This window comes from Thiomonas sp. FB-6, assembly GCF_000377645.1.
Lineage (GTDB): Bacteria > Pseudomonadota > Gammaproteobacteria > Burkholderiales > Burkholderiaceae_C > Thiomonas_A.
Map to the genome: position 1 here is coordinate 19,202 of NZ_KB898509.1, position 10,812 is coordinate 30,013.

The window sequence follows — 10,812 nt, forward strand, 5'->3', positions numbered from 1 at the left end:
CGCGCGCGGATCAGTCCTCGAACACCACGGCGCGCGCGGTGAGCACGAGCACGGGGCCGAGGATCAGCCCCACCATGCCGAACATCGCCAGGCCTCCGAAAATGGCCAGCAGCACCAGCAGGAAAGGGGCATGCCCGGCGGCGCCGATCAGCTTGGGCTTGACCAGCACGTCGCCCGACAACATGATCACATGCCCGATGGTGAGCACGGCCAGCCCGGGCAGCAGGTGGCCCTGCGCGGCCAGCAGCGCGGCGGCCGACACCAGGGCCACCCCGGTGCCTCCGGGAATCACCGAGAGCATGCCCACCGCGATGCTCCAGGCGTACCAGCGCGGCATGCCCGCCAGCCCGAACATCGGCAGGCTCAGCAGGGTGTCCCAAAGCGCCAGCCCGACCATGCCGACGATGGTCGCCTGCGTGGCCTGCAGGCCATGGTGCTCGACGCGCGCGGCCAGCGGCGCCGAGATCACGCGCAGCAGGCTGCTGCGCAGGCCATGCGCGACGTGCTCGCGTTTCCACAGCACCGCCCAGAGGATGGCCAGGCTCAGCAGCGCGTGCATCAGCAGCGCCAGCACGTGTTCTCCGACCATGCGGATCTCGCCCGCGTGGCGCTGCAGCAGCAGCGCCGGCTGATTGTCGGCCAGCCAGAGCCGCAGCGCGTCCTGGTGGGCGGCCGCCAGCGGGCCCACCCAGGGCGCGTTGACCGCCGCCCGGGTGAGGGCGTCGATGTCCAGCTGGGTCTGCGTCAGGCGCGGCAGTGCCGGCGCCAGCAGCACGGCCATGGCCGCCAGCGGAAGGGCCGCCAGCAGGGTCCAGCCGAGCGTCACGAGGCTGGCGGCCGCCCAGCCCGGCATGCGCCGCTCCAGGCGCAGTTGGACGGGAAGGCTGGCCGCGGCCAGCGCCAGCGCCGCCACGATGGGCACGGCGAAAGGCACGAAGGGCAGCAGGCCCAGGCCGGCGAGCACGGCGAGGAACCAGGGATCGAGGCGGCGGTTCAAGGCGGGGGGATGGCGTGGACGGGCGTGGATGGTGCGCATGGGCGCCGGCGGGCGAGCGCGGCAGACCCTGCGTGCGGGACTCGGGGCCCGCGCCGACATGGTAGGGCAGCGCCGACCTGGGGTAAGCCCGATGCGTGTTTTTGGGGATTTGTAGCAAATCGTAAGCGAGCGGTCAGGTAACGTACGGACACTTCCGTCAGATTTCGTTACATGGGAGGAGACCCGAAATGACCGACCCCTTGGTGCAAAAGATCCAGAGCCACCCCGGCTACCTCGAATTGCGGCGCCGGCGCAACTCGCTGGGCATCGGCCTGACCTTGCTGATGCTGCTCGTCTACTACGGCTTCATCGCGCTCATCGCCTTCGACAAGGCTCTCCTGAGCCGTCCCATCGGCGCCGGCGTGACCACGCTGGGCGTGCCCCTGGGCATGGGCGTGATCGTGTTCACCATCGTCATCACCGCCGTGTACGTGCGCCGCGCGAACCGCGAGTTCGACGCCATCAACGAATCCATCCTCAAGGACGTGTCCAAGTGAACAAGTTCCTGCAACGCTCGATGGTCCCGGCCCTCTGGCTGGGATGCGGCGCCGCCTGGGCCGCCGGCCCCGCCGCCGGCGAGACCACGCGCCAGGGCACCAACGTGACCGCGATCATCATGTTCGCGGTGTTCGTCGCCGCCTCGCTGTGGATCACCAAGTGGGCCGCGTCGCGCACCCGCTCGGCGGCCGATTTCTACACCGCCGGGGGCGGGATCACGGGCTTCCAGAACGGCCTGGCCATCGCCGGCGACTACATGTCGGCGGCTTCCTTCCTGGGCATCTCCGCGGCGGTGATGACCAGCGGCTACGACGGGCTGATCTACTCCATCGGCTTCCTGGTGGGCTGGCCGATCATTACCTTCCTCATGGCCGAGCGTCTGCGCAACCTCGGCCGCTTCACCTTCGCCGACGTCGCCGGCTACCGCTTCCGCCAGGGCCCCATCCGTGCCTTCGCGGCCTCGGGCACGCTGATCGTCGTGGCCTTCTACCTGATCGCCCAGATGGTCGGGGCCGGCTCGTTGATCAAGCTGCTGTTCGGCCTGGACTACTGGGTGGCCGTCGTGCTGGTGGGCGTGCTGATGATGGTCTACGTGCTGTTCGGCGGCATGACCGCGACGACCTGGGTGCAGATCGTCAAGGCCTGCCTGCTGCTGGCCGGCGTGACCTTCATGGCGCTGATGGTGCTGGCCCAGTACGGCTTCAGCCCCGAGGCGCTGTTCGCCAAGGCGGTGCAGGTGAAAGCGGCCGTGGCCGCGGCCTCCGGCAAGAGTCCCGAGCAGGCGCACGCCGCCGGGCTGGCGGTGATGAACCCGGGCGGCTTCGTGAAGGATCCGATTTCCGCGATCTCCTTCGGCATGGCGCTGATGTTCGGCACCGCCGGGCTGCCGCACATCCTGATGCGCTTCTTCACCGTGCCCGACGCGCGCCAGGCGCGCAAGTCCGTGCTGTGGGCCACCACGTGGATCGGCTACTTCTACGTGCTGATCTTCATCATCGGCTTCGGCGCCATCGCGCTGGTGCTCACCGATCCCACCGTGGCCGACGTGGCCAAGGGGGTGATCCGCGGCGGTGCCGGCAACGCCAACATGGCCGCCGTGCTGGTGGCCAAGGCGGTGGGTGGCGATGTGTTCTTCGGCTTCATCTCGGCGGTAGCCTTCGCCACCATCCTGGCGGTGGTGGCGGGGCTGACCCTGTCGGGAGCCTCGGCCGTGTCGCACGACATCTACGCCACGCTGATGCGCGGCGGCAAGGCCGACAGCGCCTCGGAGCTGAAGGTCTCGCGCATCACCACCGTCGTGCTGGGTCTGGTCGCGGTGCTGCTGGGCATCGTGTTCCAGAAGCAGAACGTGGCCTTCATGGTGTCGCTGGCCTTCGCGGTCGCGGCTTCGGCCAATTTCCCGGTCCTGTTCCTGTCGGTGTTGTGGAAGGGTTGCACCACCCGCGGCGCGGTGATCGGCGGCTTCCTCGGCCTGGTCTCCTCGGTGGCCCTGACCGTCGTGTCTCCGTCCGTATGGGAGGGCACGCTGGGCTTCCCGAAGGGTTCGGCGCTGTTTCCCTACGCCTCGCCGGCGCTGTTCTCGATGACCATCGCCTTCGTCGGCATCTGGGTGTTCTCGCTGCTCGACCGCAGCGCCGGGGCGCAGGCCGAACGCGAGGCCTTCGCCGCGCAACAGGTGCGCTCGGAAACCGGCCTGGGCGCCGAGACGGCCTCGCATCACTGAGCCACGGCCGCGAGGCGGGCGCGTGCCCGCCTCGCGGAGTCCGCCCGGGCCGGGGGGCGGGCTGCGCGTGCTTCCCCGGCCGCCCGCGCGCGCCTACGCCATGCCCAACGCCTTCGACTTCACGGCCTCGCCCTTCGACTGCCTCGATCCCCAGGAGCGCGAACGGGTGCGCGCGGCGGTGGACGTGGCCTACTTCCCGCAGGGGCGCACCATTCTCGAGGTGGGCTCGGTGCCCGCCCAGCTGTACGTGGTGATGAAGGGCGTGGTGGCCCAGTTCGATGGCGAGCAGCTGGTGGCCAGCTACGGTCCGCAGGATGGTTTCGATGCGCGCGCGCTGATGGCCGGACGCAGCAGCAGCCGTTTCGTGGCGCGCGAGGAGGTGCTGGCCTACGAACTGCCGCGCGAGGCGGTGAAGGAACTGATCGCCTCCAACGCGGCCTTCGGCGCCTTGCTGTTCGCCGAGCTCAGCGACAAGCTGGGTGCGCTGGCGCAGCTGCGCGGCCGGCACGAACTGCAGGCGCTGGGCATGGCCCGGGTGGCCGACGCCTTCGTGCGCCCGGTGCGGGTGCTCGACGCCGCCACCGACATCGTCGCGGTGGCCGGCATTTTCCAGGCCGAGCATGTCTCCAGCGTGCTGGTGCGCGAGTCCGGGCAGCCCGGGGCGCGCCTGGGCATCTTCACCCGCGCCTCCCTGCAGCGGGCCATTCTCGACGGGACCCCTGCCGCGCTCCTGCCGGCCGCGCGCTTCGCCACCTTCGATCTGCTCACCACCACCCCGGAGGAGCCGATCGGCGAGGCCCTGGCACGCATGCTGCGCGGGCGCGTGCACCGGCTGGTGGTGCTGCGCGACGGGGAGGTCGCGGGGGTGCTGGAGGCGCTGGATCTGTTCAGCTTCCTGGCCAACCATTCCTACCTGATCACGGTGCAGATCGACATGGCGCAGGACCTGGACGCGTTGGCCGATGCGGCGTCGAAGATCACGCGCATGGTGTCGCTGCTGCATCGGGGCGGCACACGCATCGGGCTCATCGCCGGGCTGGTCACGGAACTCAACAGCCGCCTGTTCCAGCGCGCCTGGAGCCTGATCGCGCCGCCCGAGCTGGTGGCCAACAGCTGCCTGTTCGTGATGGGCAGCGAAGGCCGCGGCGAGCAGATCCTGAAGACCGACCAGGACAACGGCCTGGTGCTGCGCGACGGCTACCTGCCGCCGCCCGATTTGCCGGCGCTGGCCGCGCGCTTCGTCGCCGCGCTCGCCGAGTTCGACTATCCCCCGTGTCCCGGCGGGGTGATGCTGGATCACCCGCGCTGGCGCATGAGCGCCGCGGAGTTCGCCGCGGCCCTGCGCACCTGGCTGCACGAGCGCGGGCCCGAGCAGGTGATGGAGCTGGCCATTTTCCTGGACGCGCGCGCGGTGTGCGGCGATGCGCGCCTGTTGCTCGGCTTGCGCGAGCTGGTGTTGCGCGAGGCCCCCGGCGACGATGCCCTGCTGGCCCGTTTCGCCTCGGCCGTCGACGCCTTCGGCGCCGGCACGGCCTGGTGGGCGCGGCTGCTGGGCGATGCGCAGCAGGCCATCGACCTCAAGAAGGAGGGCATGTTCGCCCTGGTGCACGGCGTGCGCAGCCTGGCCCTGGCCGCCGGCATCGCGGCCAGTTCCACGGAGGAACGCATCGCCGCGCTGGCGGCGCAGGGCCTGCTCGCGCACGCCGAGGCCGACGAGTTGCTGCAGGCCTTGCATGTGCTGATGGAGCTGCGCCTGCGCGCCGGGCTGGACCAGATCGAGCGCCGCCAGCCGGTCACCGGCCTGCTGGAGCCGCGGCATCTGGGCTCGCTGGAACGCAGCCTGCTGAAGGACGCGCTCGGCGTGGTCAAGCGCTTCCGGGGCACGCTGCACCGGCGCTTCCAGCTCGACCGGCTCTGAACCGGCGTGCGTAACGTGCAGGGCCTCGCCGAGCGGCTGCAGCGAGCGTGGTTCACGCGCCAGGGCCTGCGGCGCCTGCGCGACCCCGCCTACCGCTTCCTGTTCGAGCCGGCGCCGCCGCGGGAGTGGGTGGCGCTGGACTGCGAGACCACCGGGCTGGACAGGCGGCGCGACGAGATCGTCGCCATCGCCGCGGTGCGCATCGCCGGCGACCGCATCCTGAGCAGCCAGCGCCTGCACCTGCTGGTGCGCCCGCGGGGTGAACCCGGCGACAGCGCGCGCGTGCACCGCCTGCGCGGGCTCGACCTCGCCGCGGGCCTGCCCGTGCGCGAAGCGCTGGACAGGCTGCTGCGCTTCGCCGGCAGCCGCCCCCTGGTGGGCTATTACCTGGAGTTCGACGTGGCGATGATCGAACGCGAACTACGCCCCTGGCTGGGCATCGGCCTGCCCCAGGCGCGCATCGAGGTCTCCGCGCTGTACCACGAGCACAAGCTGCGCCAGCTTCCCGAATGGGCCCGCCAGGGGCAGGTGCGCATCGACCTGCGCCTGGCGACCATGATGCGCGACCTGGGCCTGCCCATGCGCGACGCGCACGATCCCTTCAACGATGCCGAGATGGCGGCTCTGGCCTTCGTGAAGCTGCGTGCGCAGGGCAGCCCGCGCTGAGCCGCGCGGGCTGAACCGGGCCGGGCATCAGGCCTTGGCCTGCGCGATCTGCTGCTCCATGGTCTTCAGCTGGTCCTTGCTCAGGGCCTTTTCGGCCTTGGGAAAGAGTTCTTTCTCCTCTTCCTGCACATGGTGCAGAAGATTCTCCTGAAGTACCGTCAGTTTGGCTTTCCAAGCCTCATCCTTGAAATCCAGGGATTCGAGTTCCTCGAGCAACTGGTCCACCACATGGTGCTCCTGGTAGGCCTCCAGCGTGAGGTCACGGGTGGCCTTGCGGCTTTCCAGCGGAGGGTAGACCACGCGCTCCTCCAGATTCTCATGGTCCAGCAATTCCTTTTTCAAGGTTTTCAGCAATTCCAGCCTCGTCTTCTTCGCCGACGGACTGGTTTCGAGCAAATCCTCGATAATTCCTTTAACCATTTCATGGTCTTTGACGAGCAAGGCAAAGGTTTCGGTCTGCATGTGCAGCTCCATGGGGAAAGGGGAAGGGGAAGGGAAAGGCGGCGCGCAGGGCTCCGCACCGGCGCAGCGGATCCGCGGGCGCCGTGGGTCGGCAGGGCAGGGTTCAGCTCAGGGCCTTCGCAGGCTCAGCAGGTGCAGTACCAGGCTGATCACGAAGCCCACCACGGCGATGAAGAAAATCAGCTTCGCGATTCCCACCGCGGCCGATGCGACACCGAAAAACCCGAACACCGAGGCCACGAGCGCCACGAGAAGAAAGATCACGACCCATCTCAGCATGAAAAGCTCCTTGAGGGGTTGGTATTCCGCTGCGTTGAGTTTCAGTCTAAGGTCCTGGCAGCGAAACCGGAGCTCCTCGCGTGAGCGTCCCTTCGTGGTGTGGGGTGGCTGGCGGTTCTCATCTCCCGTGGGGCGCCTGCGGCGTCGGCAGCAGGTCGCTGAACACGAATCCGTCGCGCTCCACGGTTTCGCCGACCGACACTCGGACCGGGCGCTCGAACATCGGACCATCGAAAGCGAAGCTGTGGAATTCGCCGAATTCGCCGCAAGGGTCGATGCCCTCGGGAAGCTCGGCCAGGAAGCTCGCGTCGTAGGCGCGCCCGGCAAATCGGCGGTCGAGCCGTGCCGGGTCGAGGCAGGTGATCACCGCCTTCAGACCGCCGGCGACCATGGTCGCGGCCAGGTCGCCGGTGGGCAGGCCCCACAAGGGAAAAACGGGCGTGATGCCGCTGCCCTCCAGCCCCTGTTCACGGTAGCGCCGCACGTCCTCCAGGAACAGGTCGCCGAAGGCGAAGGCCTCCACGCCATGGCCGCGTGCCTCCCGCACGAAGGCGTCCATGACCCGCGCGTATGCGTCGTTGCTGCAGGGGTAGGGAATCTCGATCAGGGACAAGGGCAGCCCGACGGCCGCGGCCTGCTGGCGCAGCAACTCGATGCGCACGCCGTGCATCGCGACCCGCTCGAAGACCTGGTTCACCGTGCAGAACAGGCCGGCCAGTTCGACGTTGGGGTCCTGCCTCAGCACATGCAACGCCCAGGCGCTGTCCTTGCCGCTGCTCCAGGAAAGTAGGGTCTTGCGTCGCATGGATCCTCGCTGCGAGCCCGCAGGCTCCTGGTGCCCGGAGGGGGAATCGAACCCCCACGGCCCTGTTCGGGCCGGCGGATTTTAAGTCCGGCACGGACAACATTCCGGGTTGTTGCGATGTGTTCCTATTTCGCGCCATGAAGGCGCAGGAGCCAGGGAAATGCTGGCGTGGAGGGCCGTTCCATCGTTCCCGAGTATTCCCGAAGGTGTCTGTAATGGCATTACACGGCCATGACACGGCGGCGTAGGTGAGGGCGCGATGGGCAAGCGGGAGAACTTCACGGCGGGCAGGTTGGCAGAGTTCATCTGCCCCGCCGGCAAGCACCAGGCGATCTACTGGGATGGCAAGCAGCCGGGCCTGGGCCTGCGCGTGACGGCCAAGGGCGCCCAGGCCTACGTGTTCCAGGGCTGGATCGATGGTGGTTCGGTTCGCGTCACCATCGGCCATCCCGACGTCTGGCCGCTGGAGACCATCTGGACGACGGATAGGGAAACCGGCCAGCGCGTGGAGGTGCAGCGCGGCGCGCGCCAAGAGGCGGCCCGGCTGAAGGCGCTCGTCGACGGCGGCGTGAACCCGGCCGAGCACCGGCGCGAGCAAGCCGCGGAGAAGGCCCAGCGCAAGGCCGTGGCCGAGTCCCTGAAGGCCAAGACCGTGGCCGCCCTGTGCACGGCCTACGTCGGTCTGCTCAAGCGGCGGAAGAAGGTCGACGCCCGCGATGCCGAGCTGACGCTGCAGCGTTTCCTGGCGGCGAATGAGGGTCTGGCGGCCAAGCCGACGCATGCGGCGACCTCGGCGGACTTCGTGAGCGGGCTGCGCAAGCTCCACGAGCAGGGCAAGGTGCGTGAGCCCGGGAAGGTGCGCAGCTACGCGCATGCCGCCTTCCGCACGGCGATGCTGGCCGCGACCGACCCGGAAATCCCGGTAAAGTTCGAGGCGTTCCACGTCGCCGCCAACCCCCTGGCCACGATTCGCGCCACTGCAGCCCGTGCTGACAAGCGCCCCTTGAGCGCCGACGAGCTGCGGACCTTCTGGCGCATCGCTCAGGCCACGAAGGGCACGACAGGCGCGCTGATGCGCCTGCACATCCTCACCGGAGGTCAGCGCATTGCACAGCTGCTGCGCCTGCAGCGCGAGGACGTGCACGCCGACTACATCGTGCTGCACGACCCGAAGGGGCGCCGCACCGAGGCCAGGCGCCACGCGGTGCCCTTGGTAGACGACGCGAAGGCGGCGCTCAAGGTCTTCGTCGGTGCACCGACCGTCTTCACCGTCAACGGCAAGGCCGTCTCGCCTACGGCGCTTGGCCGCATCGAGTCGGAGGCGATCGGCGACCAGATCGAGGGCTTCGAGCCCAAGCGCCTCCGCTCCGGCATCGAGACGGCGCTGGCGTCCCTGGGCATCGGCCGCCAGATCCGCGCGCAGGTCCAGAGCCACGGCCTCGGCGGCGTGCAGGACCGGCACTACGACGACCACGACTACATGGGCGAGAAGCGCGCTGCACTGCAGGGGCTGCTGGACCTGCTCAACACTGTGCCGGCTGATAACGTGACGCCGATCAATGGGAGGACGGCGGCGTGATGCAGTGCAACCCTGGGAAACTGCCAACTGGCTATTTGTCGTGCGTCGCGCGACACGCTACAATCGCGCCATGATCAAGACGTTTCGCCACAAGGGTCTGCAGGCGTTCTTCGAGGGGGGCAGCAAGGCGGGGATCAGCGCTGCGCACGCCCCGAAGCTGCAGCGCCAGTTGATCCGTCTGGATCTGTCCAAGTCGGCCAAGGACATGGATGTGCCAGGCTGGAAGCTGCACAAGCTCAGCGGCGATCTGGCCGACCATTGGTCGATATGGGTCAACGGCAACTGGCGCGTGACCTTCACCTTTGATGGCGAAGATGCCATTCTGGTCGACTACCAGGACTATCACTGAACGCGCAGGCATCACCGAATAAGGAGCACCGAGCATGACCCGCATGTACAACCCGCCCCACCCGGGGCTCACCCTGCGCGACGACGTACTGCCGGCGCTGGGCCTGACCGTCACCGAGGCGGCCGAGCAGCTCGGCGTCGGTCGCCAGGCGCTGTCGCGCGTGCTCAACGGGCGCGGCGCGATCTCCACCGAGATGGCGCTGCGGATCGAGCAGTGGCTGGGCGTGGACCGCGGTGGCCGGGCCGACGTCTGGCTGGCGCAGCAGACCGCCTACGACCTGTGGCAGGCCCGCAAGTCGGGGACGCCGACGAAGGTCAAGCGCGCGCCGACGGAACTGGAGCATGCCGCAGCGTGACCGAGCGCAAATGCCCGGAGGGCGGCCGTCGCAACAATGCGCGAACTGGGCTGGAGCGAGGCGCAGATTGAAGCCGAGCGCCGCAATGCCGAGCGCATCAACGCCGCTGGTGGGTTCACGAACTGGGTTGCCATGTGCGAGGCCGCGCGCATCGCCAGTGAGGCGCGCGGCTACCCGGTCTCGCCGGAAAGATTCAAGGTGAAGGCCCCCAAAACCGACGCGCAGAGGCTCAGGCCCTCGGCGAGTACCTCTCTGACCGGCAAGAAGCGTGGTGGCGCGCAGCGCACGGTGCTGAACGAGTTGGGCATTCCCTACCTGCTGCGCGGTGGCGTGCCAATCGTGTCGCGCGTGCTGGTGCAGCAGGCCATGTCGGGCGCCGGCGGCGCGCGGTAGGTTCGGCGGGGTTCGGGTCACCGACGAGGCGGCTCGGACGGCCATCATGCGGCCTGGCGCGAACCCCGATGGCTGCCGGCGCAAGCCCCTGGGGGTGAGCCTGATGACCCAGCAGCAGCCAGGGCCTATCCGGGCAACCGACCTCGGGCGCGAGGTGCTGGCGTCGCAGCGCAGTACCTGACAGCCAGGCTTCGCGGCGATGCCCAGGCTCGTCCGACGGTGCCGCCGTGGCCCCAAGCATTTCGCTCGAAACCTTCCACAGCCATTACATGGAGCGGGTAGAGGGTGTGCGGCGAAGGTGGGCTGTCGCCCGCCGAGCCTTTATTTCTGGTGCCCGGAGGGGGAATCGAACCCCCACGACCTGATTAGGGTCGGCGGATTTTAAGTCCGCTGCGTCTACCGATTTCGCCATCCGGGCCTTGGGACAGGCGGGTAGCCGCGCATGCTAGCGCAGGCCCGGCGCGGGGTCGCGTCCCGCGACGTGGTGTAGGTCCACAGCCCGGACAGGCTGAGCTACACGGTACTCAGCGTGCCACAGCGGACAGCCGAGTCGGGGCAGTATCGCAGAGCGACTGAAGGCCTTCAAGCTGCATATACCGGCGATTCAGCGACCACTCGTCGTTCTGCTCCAGCATCATGGCGCCGACCAGGCGTGTGATGGCCGCGTCGTTGGGGAAGATGCCCACGACGTTGGTGCGGCGCTTGATGTCGGCGTTCAGGCGCTCGAGCGGGTTGGTCGAGTAGATCTG

The 10,812-nt window shown here is 68.7% G+C and carries 13 protein-coding genes and 1 tRNA gene; 8 read left to right on the forward strand and 6 right to left on the reverse strand.

Annotated elements, in window-relative coordinates; genetic code table 11:
• Positions 1-10: 10 nt before the first annotated feature.
• Positions 11-997, reverse strand: coding sequence for an AI-2E family transporter (locus tag D466_RS0117655; protein WP_026285431.1), 987 nt, complete (start codon positions 995-997; stop codon positions 11-13).
• A 227-nt stretch (positions 998-1,224) separates the two neighbouring features.
• Between D466_RS0117655 and D466_RS0117660 the strand changes: the two genes are divergently transcribed.
• The 4 genes from D466_RS0117660 (at position 1,225) to D466_RS0117675 (ending at position 5,841) form a co-directional block, all read left to right on the forward strand.
• A complete protein-coding gene (locus D466_RS0117660) occupies positions 1,225-1,533 on the forward strand; it encodes a DUF485 domain-containing protein (protein WP_018915032.1) in 309 nt (102 codons plus the stop codon).
• A 20-nt stretch (positions 1,534-1,553) separates the two neighbouring features.
• Positions 1,554-3,257, forward strand: coding sequence for a cation acetate symporter (locus D466_RS0117665; RefSeq protein ID WP_051083784.1), 1,704 nt, complete (start codon positions 1,554-1,556; stop codon positions 3,255-3,257).
• A gap of 100 nt (positions 3,258-3,357) precedes the next feature.
• The gene (locus D466_RS0117670; protein WP_026285432.1) at positions 3,358-5,175 is read left to right on the forward strand and encodes a putative nucleotidyltransferase substrate binding domain-containing protein; all 1,818 of its coding nucleotides are present in this window, start codon (positions 3,358-3,360) and stop codon (positions 5,173-5,175) included.
• A 15-nt stretch (positions 5,176-5,190) separates the two neighbouring features.
• On the forward strand, positions 5,191-5,841 hold the full coding sequence (locus D466_RS0117675) for a 3'-5' exonuclease (protein ID WP_018915035.1): 651 nt from the start codon (positions 5,191-5,193) through the stop codon (positions 5,839-5,841).
• Positions 5,842-5,868: 27 nt separating this feature from the next.
• Here D466_RS0117675 and D466_RS0117680 read toward each other — a convergent pair whose 3' ends face one another.
• The 3 genes from D466_RS0117680 to D466_RS0117690 all read right to left on the reverse strand — a co-directional run bounded on the left by D466_RS0117680 (position 5,869) and on the right by D466_RS0117690 (position 7,387).
• Positions 5,869-6,315 (reverse strand): hemerythrin domain-containing protein, encoded by a 447-nt coding sequence (locus D466_RS0117680; RefSeq protein ID WP_026285434.1) that lies wholly within the window; start codon positions 6,313-6,315, stop codon positions 5,869-5,871.
• A 96-nt stretch (positions 6,316-6,411) separates the two neighbouring features.
• Positions 6,412-6,582 carry a DUF1328 domain-containing protein gene (locus D466_RS23555; RefSeq protein WP_018915037.1) on the reverse strand — a complete coding sequence of 57 codons (171 nt, stop codon included), beginning with the start codon at positions 6,580-6,582 and terminating at the stop codon, positions 6,412-6,414.
• 118 nt (positions 6,583-6,700) lie between these two features.
• Positions 6,701-7,387: a hypothetical protein gene (locus D466_RS0117690; RefSeq protein ID WP_018915038.1), complete on the reverse strand. Its 687-nt coding sequence runs from the start codon at positions 7,385-7,387 to the stop codon at positions 6,701-6,703.
• Positions 7,388-7,646: 259 nt separating this feature from the next.
• Here D466_RS0117690 and D466_RS0117695 point away from each other — a divergent pair, with 259 nt between their 5' ends.
• The 4 genes from D466_RS0117695 to D466_RS0117710 all read left to right on the forward strand — a co-directional run bounded on the left by D466_RS0117695 (position 7,647) and on the right by D466_RS0117710 (position 10,063).
• The gene (locus D466_RS0117695; protein WP_018915039.1) at positions 7,647-8,966 is read left to right on the forward strand and encodes an integrase family protein; all 1,320 of its coding nucleotides are present in this window, start codon (positions 7,647-7,649) and stop codon (positions 8,964-8,966) included.
• Positions 8,967-9,036: 70 nt separating this feature from the next.
• Positions 9,037-9,315, forward strand: a complete 279-nt coding sequence (locus D466_RS0117700) for a type II toxin-antitoxin system RelE/ParE family toxin (RefSeq protein WP_018915040.1) — start codon at positions 9,037-9,039, stop codon at positions 9,313-9,315.
• 34 nt (positions 9,316-9,349) lie between these two features.
• On the forward strand, positions 9,350-9,670 hold the full coding sequence (locus tag D466_RS0117705; protein WP_018915041.1) for a HigA family addiction module antitoxin: 321 nt from the start codon (positions 9,350-9,352) through the stop codon (positions 9,668-9,670).
• A gap of 36 nt (positions 9,671-9,706) precedes the next feature.
• On the forward strand, positions 9,707-10,063 hold the full coding sequence (locus D466_RS0117710; protein WP_018915042.1) for a DUF4224 domain-containing protein: 357 nt from the start codon (positions 9,707-9,709) through the stop codon (positions 10,061-10,063).
• A gap of 328 nt (positions 10,064-10,391) precedes the next feature.
• On the opposite strand, the gene D466_RS0117715 is transcribed toward D466_RS0117710, so the two are convergent.
• Together D466_RS0117715 and D466_RS0117720 are read right to left on the reverse strand one after the other, a co-directional pair.
• Positions 10,392-10,481: transfer RNA gene (locus tag D466_RS0117715), tRNA-Leu, on the reverse strand.
• A gap of 106 nt (positions 10,482-10,587) precedes the next feature.
• Positions 10,588-10,812, reverse strand: a 225-nt coding sequence (locus D466_RS0117720) for a transposase (protein WP_018915043.1), incomplete at its 5' end; no start/stop codon positions are given.

Coding starts and splice junctions, on each gene's coding strand:
- D466_RS0117680 (WP_026285434.1), bottom strand. CDS start 6,315: ATGGAGCTGCACATGCAGACCGAAACCTTTGCCTTGCTCGTCAAAGAC.
- D466_RS0117660 (WP_018915032.1), top strand. CDS start 1,225: ATGACCGACCCCTTGGTGCAAAAGATCCAGAGCCACCCCGGCTACCTC.
- D466_RS0117670 (WP_026285432.1), top strand. CDS start 3,358: ATGCCCAACGCCTTCGACTTCACGGCCTCGCCCTTCGACTGCCTCGAT.
- D466_RS0117700 (WP_018915040.1), top strand. CDS start 9,037: ATGATCAAGACGTTTCGCCACAAGGGTCTGCAGGCGTTCTTCGAGGGG.
- D466_RS23555 (WP_018915037.1), bottom strand. CDS start 6,582: ATGCTGAGATGGGTCGTGATCTTTCTTCTCGTGGCGCTCGTGGCCTCG.
- D466_RS0117695 (WP_018915039.1), top strand. CDS start 7,647: ATGGGCAAGCGGGAGAACTTCACGGCGGGCAGGTTGGCAGAGTTCATC.
- D466_RS0117710 (WP_018915042.1), top strand. CDS start 9,707: ATGCGCGAACTGGGCTGGAGCGAGGCGCAGATTGAAGCCGAGCGCCGC.
- D466_RS0117665 (WP_051083784.1), top strand. CDS start 1,554: ATGGTCCCGGCCCTCTGGCTGGGATGCGGCGCCGCCTGGGCCGCCGGC.
- D466_RS0117690 (WP_018915038.1), bottom strand. CDS start 7,387: ATGCGACGCAAGACCCTACTTTCCTGGAGCAGCGGCAAGGACAGCGCC.
- D466_RS0117705 (WP_018915041.1), top strand. CDS start 9,350: ATGACCCGCATGTACAACCCGCCCCACCCGGGGCTCACCCTGCGCGAC.